This is a genomic window from Cyclobacterium sp. SYSU L10401 (assembly GCF_010993705.1).
In the GTDB taxonomy this organism is placed as follows: Bacteria; Bacteroidota; Bacteroidia; order Cytophagales; family Cyclobacteriaceae; genus Cyclobacterium.
Genome location: NZ_WOFO01000001.1, coordinates 747,972 through 771,155 on the forward strand (window position 1 = coordinate 747,972; position 23,184 = coordinate 771,155).

The 23,184-nt window shown below is 42.8% G+C and carries 20 protein-coding genes; 16 read left to right on the top strand and 4 right to left on the bottom strand.

Annotated elements, in window-relative coordinates:
- Window positions 1-55: 55 nt before the first annotated feature.
- Entirely contained in the window at window positions 56-1,735 is a 1,680-nt protein-coding gene (gene ettA, locus GL182_RS03120) for an energy-dependent translational throttle protein EttA (RefSeq protein ID WP_163378085.1), read from the top strand.
- Between the two features lie 190 nt (window positions 1,736-1,925).
- Here the strand turns inward: ettA and GL182_RS03125 are convergent, their stop codons facing one another.
- Complete coding sequence (locus GL182_RS03125) at window positions 1,926-2,225, bottom strand: hypothetical protein (RefSeq protein ID WP_163378086.1); 300 nt, start codon at window positions 2,223-2,225, stop codon at window positions 1,926-1,928.
- 556 nt (window positions 2,226-2,781) lie between these two features.
- On the opposite strand from GL182_RS03125, the gene GL182_RS03130 reads away from it, so the two are divergent.
- Window positions 2,782-4,113 (top strand): pyridoxal phosphate-dependent aminotransferase, encoded by a 1,332-nt coding sequence (locus tag GL182_RS03130; protein WP_163378515.1) that lies wholly within the window; start codon window positions 2,782-2,784, stop codon window positions 4,111-4,113.
- On the opposite strand, the gene GL182_RS03135 is transcribed toward GL182_RS03130, so the two are convergent.
- Window positions 4,004-5,062 (bottom strand): zinc dependent phospholipase C family protein, encoded by a 1,059-nt coding sequence (locus GL182_RS03135; RefSeq protein ID WP_163378087.1) that lies wholly within the window; start codon window positions 5,060-5,062, stop codon window positions 4,004-4,006. The genes GL182_RS03130 and GL182_RS03135 overlap by 110 nt on opposite strands.
- 158 nt (window positions 5,063-5,220) lie before the next feature.
- On the opposite strand from GL182_RS03135, the gene rpsT reads away from it, so the two are divergent.
- From rpsT to GL182_RS03195, 12 genes are all read left to right on the top strand, one after another.
- Window positions 5,221-5,475 (top strand): 30S ribosomal protein S20, encoded by a 255-nt coding sequence (gene rpsT, locus GL182_RS03140; protein WP_163378088.1) that lies wholly within the window; start codon window positions 5,221-5,223, stop codon window positions 5,473-5,475.
- Window positions 5,476-5,648: 173 nt separating this feature from the next.
- Window positions 5,649-6,347, top strand: a complete 699-nt coding sequence (radC, locus tag GL182_RS03145) for a RadC family protein (RefSeq protein ID WP_163378089.1) — start codon at window positions 5,649-5,651, stop codon at window positions 6,345-6,347.
- A gap of 3 nt (window positions 6,348-6,350) precedes the next feature.
- Window positions 6,351-6,968 carry a DUF1684 domain-containing protein gene (locus GL182_RS03150; RefSeq protein WP_163378090.1) on the top strand — a complete coding sequence of 206 codons (618 nt, stop codon included), beginning with the start codon at window positions 6,351-6,353 and terminating at the stop codon, window positions 6,966-6,968.
- A gap of 54 nt (window positions 6,969-7,022) precedes the next feature.
- Window positions 7,023-9,434 (top strand): phenylalanine--tRNA ligase subunit beta, encoded by a 2,412-nt coding sequence (pheT, locus tag GL182_RS03155; RefSeq protein WP_163378091.1) that lies wholly within the window; start codon window positions 7,023-7,025, stop codon window positions 9,432-9,434.
- A 1-nt stretch (window position 9,435) separates the two neighbouring features.
- Entirely contained in the window at window positions 9,436-9,723 is a 288-nt protein-coding gene (locus GL182_RS03160) for a hypothetical protein (protein ID WP_163378092.1), read from the top strand.
- 1 nt (window position 9,724) lies between these two features.
- Window positions 9,725-10,009: a cell division protein ZapA gene (locus GL182_RS03165; protein ID WP_163378093.1), complete on the top strand. Its 285-nt coding sequence runs from the start codon at window positions 9,725-9,727 to the stop codon at window positions 10,007-10,009.
- 68 nt (window positions 10,010-10,077) lie between these two features.
- Window positions 10,078-11,643: a ribonuclease Y gene (gene rny, locus GL182_RS03170; RefSeq protein WP_163378094.1), complete on the top strand. Its 1,566-nt coding sequence runs from the start codon at window positions 10,078-10,080 to the stop codon at window positions 11,641-11,643.
- A gap of 171 nt (window positions 11,644-11,814) precedes the next feature.
- Window positions 11,815-12,984: a hypothetical protein gene (locus GL182_RS03175; protein ID WP_163378095.1), complete on the top strand. Its 1,170-nt coding sequence runs from the start codon at window positions 11,815-11,817 to the stop codon at window positions 12,982-12,984.
- Between the two features lie 126 nt (window positions 12,985-13,110).
- Window positions 13,111-16,221: an efflux RND transporter permease subunit gene (locus GL182_RS03180; protein ID WP_163378096.1), complete on the top strand. Its 3,111-nt coding sequence runs from the start codon at window positions 13,111-13,113 to the stop codon at window positions 16,219-16,221.
- Between the two features lie 19 nt (window positions 16,222-16,240).
- Window positions 16,241-17,437 (top strand): hypothetical protein, encoded by a 1,197-nt coding sequence (locus GL182_RS03185; protein WP_163378097.1) that lies wholly within the window; start codon window positions 16,241-16,243, stop codon window positions 17,435-17,437.
- A gap of 377 nt (window positions 17,438-17,814) precedes the next feature.
- Entirely contained in the window at window positions 17,815-18,393 is a 579-nt protein-coding gene (locus GL182_RS03190) for a hypothetical protein (protein WP_163378098.1), read from the top strand.
- A gap of 116 nt (window positions 18,394-18,509) precedes the next feature.
- Window positions 18,510-19,088 (top strand): helix-turn-helix domain-containing protein, encoded by a 579-nt coding sequence (locus GL182_RS03195; RefSeq protein WP_163378099.1) that lies wholly within the window; start codon window positions 18,510-18,512, stop codon window positions 19,086-19,088.
- A 13-nt stretch (window positions 19,089-19,101) separates the two neighbouring features.
- Here the strand turns inward: GL182_RS03195 and GL182_RS03200 are convergent, their stop codons facing one another.
- On the bottom strand, window positions 19,102-19,704 hold the full coding sequence (locus GL182_RS03200; RefSeq protein WP_163378100.1) for a porin family protein: 603 nt from the start codon (window positions 19,702-19,704) through the stop codon (window positions 19,102-19,104).
- Window positions 19,705-20,055: 351 nt separating this feature from the next.
- On the opposite strand from GL182_RS03200, the gene GL182_RS03205 reads away from it, so the two are divergent.
- Together GL182_RS03205 and GL182_RS03210 are read left to right on the top strand one after the other, a co-directional pair.
- A complete protein-coding gene (locus GL182_RS03205; protein ID WP_317167783.1) occupies window positions 20,056-21,105 on the top strand; it encodes a ParM/StbA family protein in 1,050 nt (349 codons plus the stop codon).
- Window positions 21,106-21,109: 4 nt separating this feature from the next.
- Complete coding sequence (locus GL182_RS03210) at window positions 21,110-21,676, top strand: polymer-forming cytoskeletal protein (RefSeq protein WP_163378102.1); 567 nt, start codon at window positions 21,110-21,112, stop codon at window positions 21,674-21,676.
- A gap of 84 nt (window positions 21,677-21,760) precedes the next feature.
- Here GL182_RS03210 and GL182_RS03215 read toward each other — a convergent pair whose 3' ends face one another.
- Entirely contained in the window at window positions 21,761-23,152 is a 1,392-nt protein-coding gene (locus GL182_RS03215; protein ID WP_163378103.1) for a sodium-dependent transporter, read from the bottom strand.
- Between the last annotated feature and the right edge of the window lie 32 nt (window positions 23,153-23,184).

Below are 23,184 nucleotides of genomic sequence, written 5' to 3' on the forward strand. Positions count from 1 at the left end.
CTAAGAAAGCGGATTTTTTACCATCTTTGTTGATTAAATTAAACGTAAAAGAACCATGAGTAATGAAAAAATAATTTTTTCTATGGCCGGGGTCTCAAAAATCTACCCTCCACAGAAGAAAGTACTTAAGGATATTTATCTGTCATTTTTTTATGGTGCCAAAATTGGTGTATTGGGTCTCAATGGCTCTGGTAAAAGCTCTCTGCTTCGAATCATAGCGGGCAGGGATTCGGAATACCAGGGAGAAGTGGTTTGGTCACCAGGTTATTCTGTGGGAATGCTGGAGCAGGAACCTGTACTAGATCCTGCCAAAACTGTCAAAGAAGTGGTGGAAGAAGCCGTTGAGACTACCATCAACCTGCTCAAGGAATTTGAGGCCATCAACGAAAAATTTATGGATCCTGCCGTGATGGAGGATCCCGATGCCATGGATAAATTGATCAATCAGCAAGGAGAAGTTCAGGAAAAACTGGATGCGGCCAATGCCTGGGAATTGGAAACCTTGTTGGAAAAGGCCATGGATGCCCTCAGGTTGCCTCCTGCGGAAGCCATTGTAGAAAACCTATCCGGTGGAGAGAAGCGAAGGGTGGCCCTCTGCAGGTTGCTTTTGCAGGAGCCGGATGTATTGCTGCTGGATGAACCTACCAACCACCTGGATGCGGAATCCGTGCTTTGGCTGGAACAACACCTCAAATTGTACAAAGGGACAGTCATCGCAGTCACCCACGATCGTTACTTTCTGGACAATGTGGCAGGTTGGATATTGGAACTCGATAGGGGAGAAGGCATACCCTGGAAGGGCAACTATTCCAGCTGGTTGGAGCAAAAGCAGGATCGTCTGAAAAAGGAAGAAAAGACCGAATCCAAAAGACAAAAAACCCTGGAAAGAGAATTGGAATGGATTCGCATGTCTCCCAAGGCCAAGCAGTCCAAAGGTAAGGCGAGGTTAAATGCCTATGATAAATTGGTAGGTGAAGAAGCCAAAGAGAAAGAATCCAAACTGGAGCTTTACATTCCCCCGGGTCCCCGCCTGGGCAGCAAGGTCATAGAAGTAAAGGGGGTGTCCAAAGCATTTGGCGAAAAACTCTTGTTTGATGACCTGACCTTTTCTCTCCCTCAGGGTGGAATAGTGGGGGTGATAGGCCCCAATGGAGCAGGAAAGTCCACCTTGTTCAATATGATTACGGGCAAAGAAAAACCCGATGCCGGTCATTTTGAGATTGGAGAGACGGTTGAAATTGCCTATGTAGACCAGGAGCATGATGATTTGGATCCCAAAAAATCCGTGTACGAGATCATCTCTGAAGGCAATGAATTTATTCAATTGGGAAATAAGGAAATCAATGCCCGGGCCTATGTCAGCCGCTTCAATTTTGGCGGGGCAGACCAGGAAAAAAAGGTAGGCGTTCTTTCAGGGGGTGAGCGAAATCGCGTCCACCTGGCCATGACCTTGAAAAAAGGAGGGAATTTATTGTTATTGGATGAACCTACCAATGACCTGGACGTCAATACCCTCAGATCCCTGGAGGAAGCCTTGGAGAATTTTGGAGGTTGTGCCGTGATCATTTCCCACGACAGGTGGTTTTTGGATAGGATATGTACTCATATTCTTGCCTTTGAGGGAGATAGTTCAGTGTACTGGTTTGAAGGTAATTTCAGTGACTATGAAGAAAACAAAAGAAAACGGCTGGGTGATTTGAGTCCGAGAAGGATTAAATACAAAAAATTGATATAGTACCCGGGGATTTTTCTAAAAAGATGCATTGAATTTAAAGGAAGGCACCCGAAAGACGGGTGCTTTTCCGCTTTATTCAGTGCCCCATTCCCTCCCTTTCGGAAACCAGGTTGCTATTATTCAACCCAGGTTATGTATTAGGTTTCGTTATGAAGGCTTTGGTGTAAAAGAATCGGTCGAACCCACGTTTTTAGGAAGTTTTTTTTAAACTAAAGGCATCTAATAATTCTCCTGTTTCCATATCCACAAAGGAAGCCCGTGACTCGGATAAGGTGGGATTATTTTCCTTGAGATAGGTCCAGGCACATTTCCTCCAATAGTGGCCGGAACTGGGGTAATAGGTATATAACTTTTTGTAGATGTAAAACTGGTTTCCTTCCACCATGATGGATCTGTTTTGAATCAGGTGTCTGAACCCCTTCATCATTTCCTGATTCATTTGCTCAGGTTCATCCAAAAAGTTTTTCCAACTGGTTTTTAAATCCTCCATCGCATCCCTATAAAATTCTAAATGAAATCAAAAAAATTGAATTTCTCCCAAGACATATTTTGGCCAGTCACTACCATGAATGAAGTAACAATCGTTTAAATTTGGTTAGGTATATGAAGAATCCCGGTGATTGGAAGCTTCAATCTGGAATATATGGATTTTTTGTGTAAAAAATCAAGAAATGTCCAAAATTTTTCCAATATAATTAAATCCCTGTTTCTAATCAACTGATTATAAATCAGGAAGGATTTAATTGACTGATGCCTGTTTTGCTGTTGTCATAAAATTTCTCAATTTTTCTGCCGCATTTAAAGTCCATCCTTGATTTACTTTGACTGGATCGGATAGGATCTGAAAACCTGGTTTTTTTTGGAAATTAATTTTCCCTCCGAATGAATTTATATGTTCAACGGAAACAGCCTGACCTGCTGCAAACCGATTTTCCTGAGCAACCTGTTTTGACCTCTGTTAAGTTTTCTTTTTTAAATAAAATTGAATGGGTTAATCCTCTTTTTTGTTTCTTTGTATTTTACAGGGTATACCACGGGAATTTATGATGAGACAATTGTTATTGCGTCCGGGCGCTGAAGAATTGAATTATGAAATCAGGGGCATAGTTAAAAAAGCCCGGATGATAGAAGAGTTGGGTTATGCCATCACCTGGGAAAATATTGGTGACCCCATCCAGAAAAATAATGTCATTCCTGAATGGATGAAGGAAATCGTTGCGGGATTGGTTCAGGATGACCACAGCTATGGATATGCGGATAGCAAAGGTATGATGGCTACACGGAAATTTCTGGCCACCTGCAATAACAAGAAAGGAGGCGTGCAAATTGGTCCTGAAGACATCCTTTTCTTCAATGGATTAGGTGATGGGATAGCCAAACTCTATCAATTTCTTATACCCACGGCCAGAATCATTGGTCCTTCTCCCGCCTATTCCACCCACAGTTCAGCAGAGGCTGCTCATGCCAATACCCGACCCATTACCTATAATCTTGACCCGGGTAATAGTTGGTATCCTGATATGGACGACCTGTACAATAAGGTGAAATACAATTCATCGATTGTGGGAATATTGATCATCAACCCTGATAATCCCACAGGTATGGTTTATCCCAGGGAGGTATTGGATCGGTTTGTAGAGATTGCCAGGGAGTTTAACCTGCTTTTGATCGCAGATGAAATATACCAAAACATCACCTATAATGGATACGAGGCCATTGGACTTTCCGAAATTTTGGGAGATGATCTTCCCGGGATTTCCCTGAAGGGCATTTCCAAGGAGTTTCCCTGGCCCGGGTCCCGCTGTGGCTGGATGGAGTTTTATAACAAGCATACTTCGGAGGAGTTTTCCAAACTTTGCACCACCTTGGAGAATGCCAAAATGATAGAAGTTTGCTCTACTACCCTGCCCCAGCTGGCCATACCAAAAATCATGAGTCATCCGGATTACAAAGCTTACAGGAAAAAAGCCAATGCGGCCATAGGCACCAGAAGTAGGATCATGGAGGAGGTTTTGGGCAATGTAAAAGGGATCAAGTTCAATAAAACCAAGGGTGCTTTTTACAATACAGTAATTTTTGAAGAAGGAGTCTTGGATGAAAACCAATCTTTACCCATCAGCGATGAGCGAATAAGGGTGTACCTGGATAAGTGGTTGCAGGAAAAAGAAATGCCTCATGATAAGCGGTTTGTTTACAATTTACTGGCATCAGAGAAGATTTGTGTGGTACCTGTCAGCTCCTTCTGTTCAGACCTGAGGGGATTCAGGGTTACCCTCTTGGAAGAAAACGAGGACGTCTTTCGCGATACTTTTGAAAGATTGGCCAAAAGCATTGGGGCTTACCTGAACTCTTCCAAAAAGGTGCTGACCAACCATTGAGACTGGTTTCATGTTCCCGCAGTTTTTTCAATGAATCATCAGGCATAAACAGGCTATCGCTTTCATCTATTGGTTCTGCCGCTGGATCCAACTCAGGCTGGCCGGCGAGAATCCAGGCGGTATACCAGAAGTCAGCGATCATTTTGATGGTATGGCGCAATTGCCTTTCCACCTGACCGGCAAGCATCTGGTGGTAGGCCCTGCTATATGCTTTGGAATATACCCGGGTGTTGATGCCGCCTCGTTCCTCATAGCTGTATTTTTTATCTTTCGGAAAACGTGCATCTAGCCGTGCTTCAAATCCCAATACCGAGTCCAGCGCAGCATGCGATTGCCTGAGAGCTTCCCAAATAGCTATTTGTGGATCAGGAATATATGCTGCCTTTCCTACAAAAAAATTGTAATCTGAGGCAAAAAGCTCCGGGAGGCGGCTTTCCCAAAATCCGTGGATGCCATATTGTCCGGTAAATTGTCCATTGTAGTTTTTGGTGGTATGCAAAGGAACGTTAATATCTCCCAAGTAATGCCCCAGGTCAGCAGCTAGACGGAGAATGACCGGAATGTCCTTTCGGCCAAACGCATGGGTTAGTTGCAGGAATGTCTGGTAAGTACTCCAGGGTGCGATGCCATTATTCCTGAGGCTATCCTCCCCGATCTGCTTTACGGCATCTGACCAATATCGGGGCAATACCAGTAGGGCACTATCCCCGTATACATCCAGGTCAATAAAGTGTTTTTCAGCTTCCCCTTTTACGGCATACCTCCTCCGGTCCGGGTTTACTGCCCTTTCACTGATGTACCGGATATGTGGTTTGAAGCATGCCATCAGTTCTGTCGGGAGTGAAAATACAGCCTGTCTGTTGATCAATTTGTGTGCATAGAACCCCCAGGCCGAAGTCTGCGTCAGGCCGGCTTGCAGAAGTATAATTATCAAAAGTATTATTCTCATGCAGGAAGGGGATTCAAAATGATAGTTAATTTAGTTAAATAGAGGGGAATATAAAACCTTTATTCAAGGTATATTTGGGCAAATGTTTTGCAATTATAAATTAAACCGTTAAATTTGCGGTCCATAAAAGAACAAGAAAAAGTTAATCATAAAAACATATGGCAAATCACAAATCGGCTTTAAAGAGAATTCGTGCAAATGAAGCCAAAAGATTGAGGAACAGGTACCAGGCCAAAACTACCAGGACCTTTATCAAAAGATTAAAAAACACGGAGGACAAGTCTGAGGCGCAGGAACTGTTGAAGCAGGTGACTTCCATGCTGGACAGATTGGCCAAGAAAAATGTGATACACAAAAACAATGCTGCCAACAAAAAGTCTAAATTGACCAGATTCGTGAATACCCTTTCCTAAAGAAGGTACTTCTGGACAGTAAAAAAAACCCGTTTTGAGAAACAGGGTTTTTTTTATGTGTATTTTTTTATATTTTTAATGGTAATCCCTTGAAAGCAAGAACTTTGTTGTAGGGTTTGGTAGCGGAGGGTTTTTCCAGGGTGCTTGTATCCAGTCACCATTGATTTTTTACCATGGAAGATTATCGATCTATACGCATTTCTGCATTGGCAGAAGAAGACCGGCCAAGGGAGAAATTATTGCTAAGGGGAAAATCTCATTTGACCGACGCAGAACTGATCGCTGTTTTGATAGGATCGGGCACCCGCTACCTCAGTGCTGTGGACCTTTCCAGGCATATCCTGAAGAGTGTAGGCAATGATCTGGCCCAATTGGCCAAACTTTCTGTAAACGATTTAAAAAAGTTCAAAGGTATTGGTGAGGCCAAGGCCATCAGCATTGTCAGTGCCCTGGAATTGGGCAGGAGGAGGAAGGCGGCAGAACCCCGGAAACGATTTAAAATCACCTCTTCTGCAGATGTTTATCAATTGATGCGTCAGGAATTGCTGGATGAATCGGTTGAATTTTTTTACGCCTTGTTTTTAAACCGAAGTAATTTTGTAATCAAAAAGCAACTGATCAGCCAGGGGGGTACTTCTGCTACGATTGCTGATCCCAAGTTAATTTTTAAATTTGGGATGGAGTACCTTGCCAATGCGATGATACTGGTGCACAATCACCCTTCCGGAAGCCTCAAGCCATCAGCTGCCGATATCAACCTGACCAAGAAATTATGCCTGGTAGGTAAAAATTTGGAGCTTCCTGTATTAGATCATGTTATTTTCACAGATGTTGGCTATTTTAGCTTTGCAGATGAAGGCATGATCGAATAAGAAATGAGTAAAAAAAATATTTTCTGGACTATAGTGGCCCTGGTGGTAGGAATATCCTTGTTTTATACCTTTACAGGAACCGAAGATCCCCAATTGTATCAGGATACCGTAGAAGCGGAAAGAGAACGGCAATTTAAGTTTTTGAAATATAACCTGGAGTCCCCGCTGAAGGAGGAGCAAAAACAGGCACTGGATTCACTGGACTTTTATCCGATAGACCCGGCTTTTAAGGTTCGGGCGAGAATGGTGCCAGCAGAAAACAAGCGGATTCTGGAAATACCCATGACAGATGGTTCCATAGAACGCTATATCCGGCACTCTTTTGCGGAATTTGATTGGCAGGGACAACCTCTAAAGTTACTTTTACTGCAGGCCGAAGATGAAACGGACCGCAGGAATTTTTTTCTTGCCTTTGCCGATGAAACCAGTGGGGAGGAGACCTATGGAGGAGGACGCTATCTAAACCTCAGACAGGATGGTCAATCCTCCATTACCATTGACTTCAACCTGGCTTTTAATCCTTATTGTGCTTACAATCCGGATTTTGCCTGCCCGATTCCACCCCGGGAAAACATACTTGAAATCCCCATCAGGGCAGGCGAGAAAAATTACGATAAATAACCTTTCAGTAGAGGCCAATTATCGTAAATTTGTGTTTTAGTCAAAACTTTAGTAATGAAAATTTCGATCAACCGTCTTAAAGATTTTATTCCTTTTGATCATTCCTCTGAGGAAATAGCCCATTTATTGACAGCTTCCGGACTGGAAGTGGAAGGCATGACAACCTATGAATCCATAAAAGGAGGCTTGAAAGGGGTGGTTGTAGGAGAAATTACCCACTGCGAACCCCATCCCAATGCGGACAAACTCAGCCTGACCAAGGTGGATATTGGCGGTGAGATTGTGCCAATAGTATGTGGGGCACCCAATGTGGGCAAAGGACAAAAAGTGCCCGTAGCTACCGTAGGCACCACCCTTTACCCCAATGATGGGAAAGCATTCGAAATAAAAAAAGCTAAAATCAGGGGAGAGGTCTCCCTGGGAATGATTTGCGCCGAGGATGAATTGGGCCTGGGTAGCAGCCATGAGGGAATCCTGGTGTTGGAAACAGACTTGCCAAACGGCAGTCCAGTGGCCGGTTTATTCGATTTGCATACCAGTGACGTTTTGGAAATCGGACTTACTCCCAACCGGGCAGATGCTGCCTCTCATCTTGGGGTAGCCAGAGATTTGAAAGCCCTTTTGGGCAAAGCATTGGTCATACCGGATGTAAGTGGTTTTGCATCAGATCAGGAAGGGCGGAGCATACAGGTATCGGTAGCAGATAGCAAAGACTGTCCCCGCTATGCCGGGTTGACCATCAGCGGGCTAAAAGTATGCCCTTCACCCAAATGGCTGCAGGACTACCTGAAAGCATTGGATCTGGATCCAATCAACAATGTAGTGGATGTGACCAACTTCATTTTGCATGATCTGGGGCAGCCTTTACATGCTTTTGATGCAGATAAAATCAAGGGTCAGGAGATACAGGTAAAAAAATTACCTGCCGGGACGGTGTTTGTCACCCTGGAGGGAAAAGAACGCAAGCTTACCGGAGATGAATTGATGATTTGCGATAGGGAAGAGGGTTTGTGTATGGCAGGAGTATTGGGTGGGCTGGATTCCGGTGTGACGGCTTCCACCACTTCTATTTTCCTGGAGAGTGCTTGTTTTGGTGCTGATGTGATCAGAAAAGGGGCGCAGCACCACGGGATTAAAACAGATGCCTCCTTCCGTTTCGAGCGGGGCACAGATCCCAATATGCCGGTCTATGCCTTGAAAAGGGCAGCCATGCTGATCAAAGAGCTGGCCGGGGGAACCATCAGTTCCAGTGTGGTGGATATTTACCCGGAGGCTATTGCGGATTTTCAGGTTCCTGTAAAGTTCCGGCATATTGACCGGTTGATTGGTAAAAAGCTGGAGAGGAGTAAAATCAAACAAATCCTGGAATCATTGGACATACAAATCAGCAGGGAATCAGAGGAAGGGTTTGTGGCCTTGGTTAAACCCTACCGGGTAGATGTGACCCGGGAGGCAGATATCATCGAGGAAATACTCAGGATTTACGGATTTGATGCCATCCCTTTGGAGGAGAACTACCAGTCGGACTTTTTGGCGGAACACCCGGAGAAAGACCTGAATAAGTTACAATACAGGGTTTCGGAAATGCTGGCAGGAATGGGTTACAGTGAAATACTTACCAATTCCCTCAGCAAGTCATCGTACTCCGAAAAGTCTTCCTTTTTGGATGCACAGGATGATGTGGTAATATTGAACAAGTTGAGTGAAGACCTGGGGGTGTTGAGGCAAACCTTGTTGTATACCGGGCTGGAAGTACTGGCACATAATATAAACAGAAGACAAAAAGATTTAAAATTATTTGAGTTTGGCTCCGTTTATTCAAGACAGCAGGAGGGTTACAGGGAGGTAAAAATGTTGTCCCTTTTTCTGACGGGAAATTCCAGGCATGAAAACTGGATGGATGCAAGCAGGCCGGTAGGTTTTCCTGATTTGTATGCCATCGTAGAAGCCCTGTTGACCAAGTTGAATATCCAGCAGCCAGAAATAGATGTGGTAGAGGAAGCACCTTATGTCTTTGGCCTTGTTTTGAAGGTCAGACAGCAGGAAATAGGAAAAATAGGATTGCTGGAAGAGCGGATCAGCAAAATGGCTGAAGTGAAGCAAGAGGTTTACTTTGCCGGCTTAAACTGGGAAGTTTTGTGTGAACTTGCCAGGAGCAAGGAAAAATTTCAGGAAATTTCAAAATTTCCCGAAGTCAGAAGAGACTTGTCGCTGGTCATTGATCAAGCCGTAAGTTTTGACCAATTGCGTCAGTTGTCCCTGAAGGCAGGCGGAAAGTTATTAAAGCGGATCAATGTGTTTGACGTTTACACGGGGGATAAAGTAGAAAAAGGTAAGAAGGCTTATGCCTTGAGCTTTTACCTTCAGGATGACCAACAGACCCTGACCGATAAGGTAATAGATAAGACCATGAATAAATTAATGGTCATGTTTGAAAAAAATGCCGGTGCTTTGATCAGAAAGTAAAATGAAGGTTTTCGATGAACTTCAAAGGTTAGAAAGGTTGTCTGAGCAGGTTGAACAAAAGGTCAGCAGGCTTGAACAGGAAAATTCTGCCCTTAAAAATCAACTTTTGGATTACCAAAAAAAACTATCTGATCAGGAAGAAGCCTTGGAGGATTTTAAAAATCAAATTAAAATTAGTAAAATTGTAAGAAACATACCGGTAGAAAATAAAGCATCTGCTGAATTGAAGGGAAGAATTGATGACTATATAAAGGAAATCGATAAAATTATTACTTACCTGTCTGAATAATATGGATACACTTTCGATCAGAATAAAAATAGGAGATAGGGAATATCCTATGAAAGTGAAGGCCGATGAGGAAGCCAGAATCAGACGGGTTGGAAAATTAATTAACGATAAAATTAAAAAGTACAGGGAAGAATTTGGACTAGAGGACCGGCAGGACCTGTTGGCCATGGTGGCGTTTGATTGCATGGTAGAGTCTATGGAGTTAAATGAAGATCATACCGAGGGCAGTGAGCAGGTTAAAAATGTGATCCTGCAGGTAAACCAACGCCTTGAAACCATACTTTAAATTATAGCAGCTTTTCACCCATCTCAGCGGACAGCGATTTTTTCCGGTAGATAAACTCAAATATATCTATGGGAATTCCAATATACATCATTTTATCAGGAGCGGTCGGCATTTTGCTGGGTGCCCTGCTGGCAGGACTGTTTATCAAAAACAACAGCAAAAAATTAGAAGCTGAAGCCCGGGAAAAGGCCAAGAGTATCGTTAGAGAAGCCGAGATTACGGCAGAAGGACTTAAGAAGGATAAAATCCTGGAAGCCAAGGAAAAATACCTTCGATTGAAATCTGAGTTTGAAGACGAGGTTGGCAAAAAGAAAAACATCCTGATTACCAACGAAAACAAGCTCAAGCAAAGAGAACAGGTTTTATCCAAGGAGATGGAGCAGCTCAAGCGAAAAGAAGCTGAGCTGGACAGTAAAAAGGAAAATTTAAGTGCCCAATTGCATGCGGTACAGGTTCGGAAGGATGAGTTGGATAAGGTGACCCAGCAAAGGATCACCGATCTGGAAAAAGTAGCTTTGCTGACCCGGGAGGAAGCCAGGGATCAGCTCATAGAAATGCTGAAAGATGAAGCAGCTACCAAGGCATCTTCCCACATCAAGGACATTCTGGACCAGGCCAAGCTAAGTGCCACCAAGCAGGCCAAGAAGATTGTACTCGACACCATTCAGCGGACTGCTACAGAACATGCGATTGAGAACTGTGTTTCTGTATTCAACATTGAAAGTGATGATGTCAAGGGAAAGATCATCGGTAGGGAAGGTAGAAATATCCGTGCGTTGGAAGCTGCTACAGGAATCGAAATAGTGGTGGACGATACGCCTGAGGCCATAATCATTTCTGGTTTTGATCCGGTACGAAGAGAGGTGGCCCGTTTGTCCTTGCACAGGTTGGTACAGGATGGTAGGATACATCCTGCCCGAATAGAGGAAGTGGTGGCCAAAACAGAAAAGAATATTGATGAAGAGATCATAGAGATCGGAGAAAGAACCTGTATTGACCTGGGCATCCATGGCTTACATCCGGAATTGATCAAGATGGTAGGCAGGATGCGTTTTCGCTCCTCCTATGGACAGAACCTGCTGCAACACTCCAGGGAAGTGGCCAAGCTCTGTGCTACCATGGCTGCAGAAATGGGGATCAATGCCAAACTGGCCAAAAGGGCCGGACTGCTGCATGACATCGGAAAGGTTTATCCTGAAGAAGCAGAATTGCCACATGCCATTTTAGGGATGGAGTTGGCCAAGAAATACAAAGAACATCCGGAAGTCATCAATGCCATAGGCGCTCACCATGATGAGATAGAAATGACCTCCATGCTATCACCCATTGTGCAAGCTTGTGATGCCATTTCCGGTTCCAGGCCCGGAGCCCGAAGAGAGATCATGGACAGCTATATCAAAAGGCTCAAGGACCTGGAAGACCTGGCATTGAGCTTTGATGGAGTCAACAAATGCTTTGCCATGCAGGCAGGCAGGGAGTTGCGGGTTTTGGTAGATGCGGATAATGTGGATGATACGACTGCAGGTCGCCTCTCTTTCGAGATATCTCAAAAAATAGAAAAAGAAATGCAGTATCCCGGACAAATTAAGATCACGGTGATCCGTGAGATGCGGTCTGTAAATTATGCGAAGTAGTTTGTAGTTGCTAGCCGTTCACACAGGCATTAAGGGTAGCCATCCGTAAGGAATGGCTGCCCTTTTTTTATTTAGGCTTAAAAAAAGCAAAATAATTTTTATTTTAAAAATTATTTATTTAGTTTTAATGAGTATCTGATTTAAGATTAAATTCGTATTTGCACCTTGAATATGCTCTCCAAAACCCTTTCCCAATTGGCCCTGATTGTTGCGATCATAGGTATCAACCTTTCCTGCAACGGAGACAACCAGGGCAATAAAACAGGTGATGTTGTTGAGCCCCGATTTGTGATCACTGATAGTTTGGTGGTTGATTACCTGGGAGAACTCAAAATCATGGACATAAAGCCTGACCGGTCGGAATTTCTGATGTTTGATTTTCAAAGGAAAGAGATGGTCAGGGTAGACAGTAAGGGACAAATACTGCTTGCCAGGAACCTTACCGGAGACATTAAAGATGGATACGGATCGTCTTTTATTTCTGCCCATTACCATGGGTATAATGAGGTACTGATTCTTACGCATCAAGGATTTTACAGCTATGATTTGTCTTTGAATTTGATCGATTCCAAAGACAGCCCATTTGCGGTTTTTACCAATACAGCTATAGGAGGTCATGCCAATCTAATTACTGATGGGGCCCTGTTCACTAATATTTATCCGGATAACTTTTCCCGGGAAATGTTCGAGCAGGAAGACTTTTTATCCCAATTTCCCTTTCTAACGGTATATGACCTGGAACAGGAAAAGATCCTTGCCCGTCAATACATTCCTGCTTCCTGCCAAATGATAAAAAATAAGGGGGAATACAGGGAAACCGCACCTTTTTCTATAAGAGACGGTGATACCATTTACCTCTTGTTCTCCTATTCACCGGAGATTTACCAATATTCGTTTCCGGAGCTGGAATTGCAAGATACCATACATTTAGAACCCGGAGATGTGTATGTGCAGATTGATCCCGCTTCTCCCAAAGCGGAAGCTTTCGATCGGTTTTTCAATGAACTGGCGGCATCTAGTTATGTGGGTTTGTATCAATCCAATGGTTTTTTGATGACGGCTTATCATGGCGCAGCGCCACGGGAAAAGGTGGATGCCTTGCCAAAAAATGTGGTCGGGGGTCCGGAGTTTTCCGCCCTTCGTAAGCAATATAAAATCCCCTACTACCAGCTTATAAAAGATGGTAAGAAGTTATGGGAAGGGCATTTAGACGTTGATTTTAGGTACAAGGGCGGTAGATTGTTTGCTTATCGGAATATGCACCTGCCCAAAGTGGAAGAAGAATCGGACCATGTCGTTTTTTATTTCTATGAAATCGAGCATGAGGGTAGGGACACGTAGCGGGATGATTATCAACCCTGTGAGATTCCGGCTGCTTGATGGCAGAAGGAAAATTATATCCCGTGGTTTACCATGAAAGGCTGAAAGCATGTATAAGGCCAATATTTTATATTTAACCCCTAAAGAATGACACCATTTCGCCTGGTCATTGCCTTTTTTGTAGTCTCCATCATCGGATTTGCACTACTTCCCGAGCTTTCTGTGGACCTCAATCCCAGAGAAAAGGAGCCGGTATTGAATATCAGTTTTTCGGTAAGGAGTGCTTCTCCGGAGCTGGTAGAAAAATTGGCTACCTCACCCCTTGAAGGTGCACTCTCCCAACTATCAGAACTTAAAAAGACGACCTCTGTTTCCAATTACGATCAGGGATCTATTCAGCTTCGGTTTGATAAGCAAACCGATATGGAATACAAGAAATTTGAGGTGGCAGCCCTGATCCGGCAGGTTTACCCCTCTATGGACAGCAAAGTGAGTTACCCCATCGTTACCCAGTCCTCACAAAGGAATATACAGGAAAAAAGCCCCATCCTCACCTACAGTATAAATGGCCCATTTGCTTCCTTTGAAATAAAAAAAATAACGGAGGATGTTTTGGTGTCCACGCTGAACAGGATAGAGGAGATCGAGGAAATGGAGGTAAGAGGCGCCAATGAATTGTACCTGTATGTAACCTATGATATCAAGAAACTGCAGGCATTTCAATTATCCAGGACTTTTTTGGAAAATAAGCTGAGAAATTCTTTTGGGAAAAACTACCCGGGGCTGGCAATGAATGTATCCGGCGAGTCACTCTTTCTGGAAATAGATCGCTCCCTTCATAGTCTGGAGGCATTGGAAAACCTGCTTATTAGGAGGATCAATGGGAAAGACATTTTCCTAAAGGACCTCGCTACCCTGACCATGGAAGAGGCAGCACCTCAGCGCTACTATAGGATCAATGGCAATAATTCCGTGAACCTGACCATTAACAGCCGTGAGGGAGTAAACAAGGTGTTGCTGGCACAAAATATCAAGGAAAAGGTAGACGCATCCAAGGCACTACTTCCGGAAGGAATCGATGTGAGGTTGGAATTTGACAATACCTCATTTCTGGAAAAAGAGCTGCAAAAAATTTACAAGAGATCAGGGCTTTCCATCCTGATTTTGATCGTATTTATATTTTTGATCAATAGGAACCTCCGCTACCTGCTCAGCTTGTTTCTGGGTATTTTGGTAAATGTAAGCCTTACCGCCATTATTTTATATCTCCTCGGTGTAGACATCCACCTGTACTCTCTGGCAGGGCTTACCATTTCGTTTGGGTTGATAGTAGACAATGCCATTATCATGATAGACCATTTGCACAAGCATAAAAACAGGAAGGTGTTTTTGGCATTGCTGGCGGCTTCACTCACTACCATTGCGGCCTTGTTGATGGTGTTTTTGTTGCCTGAGGAGGATCGTAAAAACCTGGGCGAATTTTCTATTGTTGTGGCGGTGATGTTGGCCAATTCCCTCTTGGTGGCTTTGTTGTTTACCCCCGCCATTTATGATTTGCTTTTTGGTAATGCCCAGGTTAGGGGAAGGAAACTGTCTGTCAAGAAGCTGAGAAAAAGGGTCAGGGCATTCAACATGTTTTCAGGTACCATCTCATTTTTTGCCCGGTACCGGAAAGCCTTTGTGATGGTGCTGCTGCTACTTTTTGGTTTACCCATCTTTTACCTTCCGGCAAAATGGGAAGATAAGGAATGGTATAACAATACGGTGGGCAGCACGGTATATCAGGAGGAGATCCGACCTTATGTGGACAAGGCGCTTGGCGGTACCCTGAGAATGTTTGTTCGGGGAGTTTTCGAAAAATCAGCTTACAGGGAAGCCGAAAGGACGCGCTTGTACGTCAATGCCAGTTTACCCTTTGGCAATACCCTGGATCAGATGGATTTTATCATCAGGGAATTTGAAGCCTACCTCAAAGGAGTGGAAGGGATAGATAAGTTTGTAACCACAGTCAATTCCGGACAAAGTGCCAGGATCGAGATTACCTTTAAAGAAGCACACGAGACCTCAGCCCTCCCTTACAGGCTTAAGGGGAAACTGGCCATGAAATCTACCGACTGGAGTGGTGTACGCTGGAACATCTACGGGGTGGGGCAGGGCTTTTATACCGGGCCGGGAGGGGAAGGCATTCCCTCTTTTCGGGCAGAACTGAGGGGGTACAACTTTACGGAATTGGAAAAACAAGCAGAGATTTTGGCAGAAAAGCTTTTGTCGCATCGTCGGATACAGGAAGTGAACACCAATGAAAGGCTGAGTTATGGAGAGCAGAAAACCGAAGAATACGTCTTGCGCCTTGACCAGCAGCGTTTGGCCATGGCAGGAGCCAACCAGTATGAGTTGGTCAATGCGCTCAATGACATGTCCCGGCATGAACAGCCCTCTTTGTATCTGGATGTAGCAGCAGTGCAATACGGGACAGTAGTAAGAGAGAAGCTTTCAGACCGTTTTTCCAGATTCGATTTGGAGAACAGCAGCCTCATCACCGGAGAAGACAGGATCTTTAAGGTGTCCGGCTTCGGATCACTTCATAAGGAAACCACCACCAATGCCTTGCACAAGGAAGACCGCCAATACATACGGCTGGTTTCCTTTGATTATATGGGTTCGGCAAAATTTGGGGGAGAATACCTGGATGAGGTGTTGGAAGAAATGAAGGCCAGCATGCCTATAGGATATAGTGCAAGTCGGCAAACCTATTCCTGGAACTACGAACAAGCCAAAAGGCAATACGGCCTGTTACTGGTATTGGTATTGGGGATTTTCTTTATTTGTTCCATATTGTTTGAAAATTTCAAGCAACCGCTCTTTATTATTTTCATCATACCCATTTCTTTCATAGGTTTGTTCCTTATTTTTTCGGTATTTGATTTTTACTTTGATCAGGGTGGCTATGCGGCCTTTGTGATGTTGGGAGGACTGGCGGTCAATGCAGCTATTTTTATTGTCAATGATTTGAACAATAGGGTAGTAGGAACATATAATAGAAATGTATTAAAGGCGGTGGCTGGTAAGGCTACCCCTATCTTATTGACCGTATTGTCTACCTGTTTTGGGTTGATTCCTTTTGTGATGGAGGGGCAGAATGAGATTTTTTGGTTTTCTTTGGCTATCGGAACCATTGGAGGCCTGCTATTTAGTATGGTAGGGGTTTTCCTGGCTTTACCGGTCTTTTTGTGGAGAAAGGACCGGCCGATGAAATGATTCGATCTGACTTACAAATATGCCTGTGAAATCTTTATGTAGTTTTTTCCTATTGCTTGCAGGAATTGTGGGCTGTTCCTACGACAAGCAATCCGTGCAGACCGGACCTTTGCATAAACTGAACCTTGAGCTGGTCGATAGTATCCTGGTAGACGAACTGGAGGTATTGGTCATAGATGATTTCCATGAGGAGAAAAAGCAATATCTCATGAGAGGAACAAAAAGCAGGAAACCCTATCTGATCGCTGAGGATGGCAAGGTTTTACATGTTTATGACGTTTTGCATGAAGGTCCTGATGGTCTGGGCTCAAATGGTGCCTTTGGCTATGGCTTTCTGGACAATGACCATTGGGTAGCTCAGGGCCTATTTAATGGATACCATGTATACAATATGAAAGGAGAAAAAACACGCTTACTACCTCCGATCCATATCGATATTTTTGCCATGTCCATGTATTCCCACCGGACCTTCTTCAAGGGCTTCACTAAGGGAGATAGTCGAATATTGATCGGGCAGGAGCAGAATCTGTTTAATCCTGAAGATATTGAAAGGGATGAAAGACAAACAGCTTCCTATTATGAAAAGGTAAAAACGGTATTTTCATATGAACTGGAGGGGGAAAATCTCCAACTCCTGGAGACCTATCCTGAAAACTGGGTACCAAGGAAGGAAGGTAGATTTGTGGGACAGAGTCAGCCTATAGTGGCTTACCACAGAGCTAAGGATGAAATGGCAGTACTGCCAGCTAAAGGAAATCAATTGTTTGTTTATGATTATTCCGGTGAAAATCCTGAACTGAAGCATGAGGTAGCGCTGCAGCATCGGTACCGGCCGGAGGATGTACCTGAAGAAATTCCCGGAGAGAGTAATTACCAAAGTTATCCCGGATTTACCGATCTGAGATACGTGGGGGAGCGGCTACTTGTGGAATTTAAAACCAGGATTCCCATAGATATCATGACGCAGCTTCGGTCAGGATCGGAACAATATTATGATACGCCCGAATTTAAAGCAGCAATGGATGCCTATGTCAAACCCTATTATATGATCGTGGAAGAAGGGAAGCAAATAGGGGTTTTAGACGGGCTTCCGGTACCGGGTGCCCTGGATTTTGGGGATGAAAAGGGCTTTATTTATGTGAATGATAATCTCGAACCTCAGGTGGAAAGGGAGTATAATATTTTTTATAAATTGAAATTCAAGGGTTTAGAGTAAAAATAAGGTAATTCTCTTTCTGGTTTTAATATTATTTCATTTTTTTGAATAATTCAAACCCTAAAAAAAATATAATTTTGTTTAATTGCGATATTAGGGTTTAAAAATAACCCCTATTCATTGTTTTTTGTCAGTTAGCAGTCCTTGTTTGCAATTTCGAAATAAATAATATTTTATACTTAATATTATCTAATAGTTAATTTTAATATATTTTTATTGAGATATTTGCAATAGAGAATCTACTCCATTACATTTGTGTCATACTTACGTAAGTGATTCAATTACCCGCCCAAAATAATTAGCCTCAAACAAAAATTTTTCGGGAAGTACCCGGGAAGAGGTTTTAAAAGTTTCTAAACCTTTAAAAATTTATTACCATGAGATTAATTATTGTAACATTACTCGTTTTATCTTTAAGTGCATCAGCCTTCGCGACAGCACCAGTGGAGAATCCCATCGTCACCCTGGAAAAAGTGGGTGAAAACAAATTTCAATTGAAATACATGGGTATTCCGGAAGGAAAAATTACTGTAGCGATAAAAAATGACAACAACAGGGTGATTTTCCGGGATGTGATCGAATCTGAGAAAGTGTTTTTCAAAAACTATGATTTAAACAAATTGGATTTGGGAAATTATCAGGTGGAAGTCTTTACTGCTGAGTCAGGTAAGTTGGAAGATTTTGATGTTTTCCTAGGTCCTAAAAGTGTTGAAAAGACCTATTTTGCTAAAGTACAGGTACTGGATAATCAAACCCTGGCCTTTGTTTTGAAAAATTTGGATGGAACTGAAAAGAAGCTGGAGATTTTTGACAATGGGAAATTGGTCTTTGAAGAACCAATCGTCGGAGATACATTTGGTAAAAAATTTAAGTTTGAAAAAATAGGATCCTTGCAAAACATTTCCTTCAAAGTTTCTGATAAAAGTGGGTTTGGAAATTACATTTCTGCCCTTTAACATTAATTTAGCCACTAAAAATTAGAAAAAGCTGCCTTCGGGCAGCTTTTTTTGCTTGTGGGCAGGCCATTTATTAACATTTGAAATTTATTTTCCCCGATCTTTGTTTTGGAAGCATGCATAAAGTAGGGATAAAAAACATGGTTTGCCCCAGGTGTGTCATGGCTGTAGAGGGCTTACTAAAAAGCATGAAAGTGGATTTTGACCGGGTGGAGCTTGGTCAGGTGCTGTTTTCTCATACCCCTGAGGAATTATTTTTAAAGGCATTTGAGGAGAAATTGGCGGTTTTGGGCTTTGCTCTTGCCAGATCAAGAGAATCGGTTTGGGTGGAAACGACTAAACTCGCTTTAATTGATTTGCTGGAAGGAGAAGGTGACCTAAAGCGAGAAGCACCTCTTTCAGAGTTACTATCCCAAAAGACAGGACTACCCTATAGCAGATTAAGTCAGCTTTTCAGTAGTTTTGAGGGTATGTCCATTGAACAATATTTTATCGGACTAAAGATAGAAAAGGCAAAGGAGTGGCTGAGTTATGAAACCCTGAATATCAGTGAAATCGCATGGAGTTTGGATTATAGTAGCGTGCAGCATTTCTCTGGCCAATTTAAAAAAGTCACGGGTATGACTCCCAGCCAATACAAAAAATCAAACGAAAAGTCCAGGATGTTTTTGGACCAGATAGGAGAAGCCCGCTAAAGATTTTTTACTATTAAAACAGGCGAATGCCAAGGGAAAGCATCAATTGGTTTTGCCTTTGGTCTGTAGAAAGCGCTGCGATGGCATCTGCGTGTTTACCCAATGCCCCTTCATACTTAAAGTCTAAAATCATATTGGCAATATCGAAACCTATTCCTGCCTGATACCCTAAAGTTGTACTGTTATAATCCGGATCGGGACCGTTTGAATTACCTGAGTCGGTAAATTGACTATCAATAATGAAGGTAGTGACAGGGCCGGCCTGAACCCGGAAAAACCTGGCTATTTTAAATCCGGCCATCAGTGGCACATCAATTCTATCGAAACTAGCCGTGTAGGTAATGGTGTTGTTTCCCTGAGTGTTTTCAAATTCTCCCCCTGTGTTGGTATACAAAACCTCAGGTTGAATATAAATACGGTTGCCACCCAATCGGGCAAATAGGCCGGCATGGTAACCTAATTTTTCATTTCCTTTATTAAAGTCAGTCCCGGTAACGGAAATATTACCCTGAGATATTCCAATTTTGGGACCAATGGAAAATTCCTGTGCCTGCGTTTGGGTGAAAACAAGCTGGAAAATTAGTAGAACAAGGTTAATTTTAATCACCTTTTTCATGGGAGATCCTTTTAAGTTTAGAAACAGCATTAAATGAATCAGGGTTGAATTGCTGAGAACACCAAATTGGCATTGAATTTTCATGTTGACAGGGTACAAAATTGCTTGAAATAATATGAAATACAAAATTACGGGCATAAACTTGCAGGAGTAGCTTGTTATTTCGCAAAGGTTCCTTTAATTTGTCTTTAAAGAGAAGGTTAGTCACCTGCTTCCTTAATATATTGATGAAAAATAATTAAGTTTGTAGATACCTGTATCCTTGAAGAGGTGGTTTGTTTAACTTTCTAAGGTCTTGACAATTTTTAATATTATATTGGAAAAAGAACTTGGTAAATTGTTTTATAAAAGATAAAAGCAAATAAAAATTCCATGATAGAAGTAATAAAGTACCCCAGTGTATTGGAAAGTAGTAATCTTGAACTCAGGAACGTGGCAAAGGATTTGGTCTCAGGGCTAAAAATTTATCACGATAATATTGGTTACCTGGTTGGGGATTTGGCATTGTCCGAAGGTACATCACCTCACAGAAATATCAACAGTTCACCGGAAGAAATCGATTACAGGATATTTTTGAAAGCCGGGCTGCTTTTGGCTTCCCAGAAGTTGGGCAGTCCCATTACTGTGACCACGGGTTTTCCTTTTTCTACATTTCAGGTATTTAAAGAGAATGCCTATCGCTTATTGGAAAATGAACATATTATAGAATACGACACCCAGACATTTGGTGGGGGAGGCCGCAAAAAAATGGCAGTAGAAGTGGATAGGGTAGCTGTAATTCCGGAAGTGGTAGGGTGTAGCATGGCCGTCCGGCAAATGTACAGCGATGCCCCTAAAAATTTCTTCATGATCAGTCTGGGCTATGGTACCATGGAGGCCATACTAAGTACAGAAGGGGGGCTGGTACAGCGGTCCAGTGTGTCTACATTTGGACTCCGATATGCCATTAACCTGATTACCAGGGAACTTCAAAAAGACAATTACCTGGATCTGAAAACCGAACATCAGATCGATCAATACTTTAGTGAAGGTACAATTATATTAAACAGGAAGCGTTTAGATTTAAGGGAATTGCGCAAGCAGGTGATCATACAATATTACAATGACGTTATTTCACCTTCCATTAGGAAAGCTTTTTCAGATAGTGATTTTTCTAAATCCGCTGATCTTTATTTGGCCGGAGGAGGCGCCAATTATGTTGAATTGGTAAATCTTTTCAGGGATGAATTTGATGGCTTGTTGAATGTGCATGTTCCCGATGCTCCGGAACAAATGGCATCAATTGGTTATTGCTACAACAGTTTGGCCATTGGTGGAGGAGCTAAAGATAAGGCTGTGGGATTAGATCTGGGCAATAGCTCAACTATCCTTACAACATTCAAGCAAGAAAAAGAAGAATAATCATATGAAATTTGGATCCAATAAGCAACAGAACGAAGAACCAAATGTAGGAAAAGTGACGGTTTTGTCACTGGGCTTTGAGCTAACAGGTGACATTATATCCAAAAGCGATATCCGCGCAGATGGTATATTAGTAGGGAGTATCCGTACCGATAAAAGAGTGGTAGTAGGAGAAAAAGCCTCCATTACCGGTGATATTATTGCAGAGGAAATCAGTATTAGTGGAGAAGTAGTCGGTGATTTGTACATCAAGGGAGAAACCACCATTTATGCGAATGCTAAGGTTTCCGGCAATATCAAAACAAGTTCCATTTTTATCCATAAGGGTGCCCAAATCAATAGCGGAATTCAGGTTTTGCAGACTCAGGAAGTAGAAGAAGCTTCCAAATCCAGCAAAATTAATTCGGTGAGCAGGGAGGAACTTTACTCCATGTTGGACGACAGGTCCGCCCCAAAGAGAAATAAAGAGGTGCCGGTGAAACCCATATCACAGCCCAAAACCAGGACTTACAATGATTCGTCCTCAGATAGTGAAGAAGACAATTCCATGGATTATCCCCGGTCCTGGTAATTGGCCACTGACTGTTGTTTTATCCTGATTGAAAAAAAATGGCAACCCACTGATGGGTTGCCATTTTTTTTATGCCATATGGTCTTATCCTCCTTCGCCTGGCTCTCCAAAAACACCCACCATATTTAACAATACAAGAATAATCACAATGGGACAAATCCATTTGATGAAAAAGATCCACGCTTTTTTGGGAAAGCCTTCAAATGAAACAGCACCCATAGAAAGTTCTGAGGCATATTCTTTAATGTTTTTCACCCAACCGGTGTAAAGGCTAAGCATCAGACAAATCACTACAATCGCTAAAGTACCAAAAAAGAAATCCATTAAATCGAAAAATCCCGTGATCTGCTTTCCAAAGAAATTAAATCCCATTTTATTGAAAAAATTGCCATTTACTGCCGCCAGGGAAGAGGGGATACTAAGTACCATGGCTGCAAGACCTATGGTCCACGCAGCTTTTTTCCTGGACCATTTTCTTTCATCGATGAAATAAGCTACTGGTACTTCCAACATGGAAATGCTCGATGTAAGGGCTGCTACCAGCAATAGGAGAAAAAACATGCCTCCAATGATGTTACCGAAGGGTTCGATCTGATCAAACACCCTTGGTAGTACATTGAAAACCAAAGCGGGGCCTTCATCCGGACTGACTCCCGGCAATAGCGCAAACAGCGCCGGGAAGATCATTAAGCCTCCCATTAATGCCACCATGCTATCCATTCCGGCTATCCAACCCGATGAACGGATAACATTGTTGTTTTTAGGTAAGTAAGACCCAAAGGTGATCATCAATCCCCAACCAACAGACAGACTAAAGAATGCCTGCCCCAGGGCAGAAAGGATTACTTTTCCATTGATTTTAGTGAAATCAGGCGAAAGGTAATACTCTATCCCTGCCCCTGCTCCGGGAAGGGTAACCGCCCTGGCCGCAATCAGGATGATGATTATAAACAATACCGGCATCAAAAACTTAGCTGCCTTTTCAATTCCACCAGAGATCCCTCCCAATACTACACTGATGGTCATGAGTATGAACACCATGCACAGGGGGATCACATATAGGGGAGTTTGGACAAAATCTTCAAAATCTACCGGTATGTTGATCAATTCAGTAAAAATATAACCAATGGTCCATCCTGCTATGACAGAATAATAACTCAATACCGCAAAACAAACCATGACACATAACACACCTGCAGATTGCCAAAATTTGCTACCTCCTGTTTCCTTAATTGCTCCAACTGGATTTCTACCTGATTTTCTACCCAAGGCAATTTCATTGAGGAGCAGGGGAAGTCCTATCAATAAGACACAAAGCACATAAACAAAAACAAATGCCCCTCCTCCATTTTGTCCGGTGATATAGGGAAATCGCCAAATATTACCTAAACCTACAGCGGAACCTCCCGCAGCCATTATAAAACCAAATGAGGATCCCCATTGCCCTCTGGAGGGTGTTTTATTAGATTTTTGCATATTGTTAAATGAGTTGTGTGATGTACAAAAGA

Bases quoted from the DNA above. Each gene is read 5' to 3' on its own strand.
- GL182_RS03130 (WP_163378515.1), top strand. From the start codon at position 2,782: ATGAGACAATTGTTATTGCGTCCGGGCGCTGAAGAATTGAATTATGAA.
- rny (WP_163378094.1), top strand. From the start codon at position 10,078: ATGGGAATTCCAATATACATCATTTTATCAGGAGCGGTCGGCATTTTG.
- GL182_RS03175 (WP_163378095.1), top strand. From the start codon at position 11,815: ATGCTCTCCAAAACCCTTTCCCAATTGGCCCTGATTGTTGCGATCATA.
- rpsT (WP_163378088.1), top strand. From the start codon at position 5,221: ATGGCAAATCACAAATCGGCTTTAAAGAGAATTCGTGCAAATGAAGCC.
- GL182_RS03200 (WP_163378100.1), bottom strand. From the start codon at position 19,704: ATGAAAAAGGTGATTAAAATTAACCTTGTTCTACTAATTTTCCAGCTT.
- pheT (WP_163378091.1), top strand. From the start codon at position 7,023: ATGAAAATTTCGATCAACCGTCTTAAAGATTTTATTCCTTTTGATCAT.
- radC (WP_163378089.1), top strand. From the start codon at position 5,649: ATGGAAGATTATCGATCTATACGCATTTCTGCATTGGCAGAAGAAGAC.
- GL182_RS03215 (WP_163378103.1), bottom strand. From the start codon at position 23,152: ATGCAAAAATCTAATAAAACACCCTCCAGAGGGCAATGGGGATCCTCA.
- GL182_RS03180 (WP_163378096.1), top strand. From the start codon at position 13,111: ATGACACCATTTCGCCTGGTCATTGCCTTTTTTGTAGTCTCCATCATC.
- GL182_RS03125 (WP_163378086.1), bottom strand. From the start codon at position 2,225: ATGGAGGATTTAAAAACCAGTTGGAAAAACTTTTTGGATGAACCTGAG.
- GL182_RS03135 (WP_163378087.1), bottom strand. From the start codon at position 5,062: ATGAGAATAATACTTTTGATAATTATACTTCTGCAAGCCGGCCTGACG.
- GL182_RS03150 (WP_163378090.1), top strand. From the start codon at position 6,351: ATGAGTAAAAAAAATATTTTCTGGACTATAGTGGCCCTGGTGGTAGGA.
- GL182_RS03210 (WP_163378102.1), top strand. From the start codon at position 21,110: ATGAAATTTGGATCCAATAAGCAACAGAACGAAGAACCAAATGTAGGA.
- GL182_RS03160 (WP_163378092.1), top strand. From the start codon at position 9,436: ATGAAGGTTTTCGATGAACTTCAAAGGTTAGAAAGGTTGTCTGAGCAG.
- ettA (WP_163378085.1), top strand. From the start codon at position 56: ATGAGTAATGAAAAAATAATTTTTTCTATGGCCGGGGTCTCAAAAATC.
- GL182_RS03195 (WP_163378099.1), top strand. From the start codon at position 18,510: ATGCATAAAGTAGGGATAAAAAACATGGTTTGCCCCAGGTGTGTCATG.
- GL182_RS03185 (WP_163378097.1), top strand. From the start codon at position 16,241: ATGCCTGTGAAATCTTTATGTAGTTTTTTCCTATTGCTTGCAGGAATT.
- GL182_RS03190 (WP_163378098.1), top strand. From the start codon at position 17,815: ATGAGATTAATTATTGTAACATTACTCGTTTTATCTTTAAGTGCATCA.
- GL182_RS03165 (WP_163378093.1), top strand. From the start codon at position 9,725: ATGGATACACTTTCGATCAGAATAAAAATAGGAGATAGGGAATATCCT.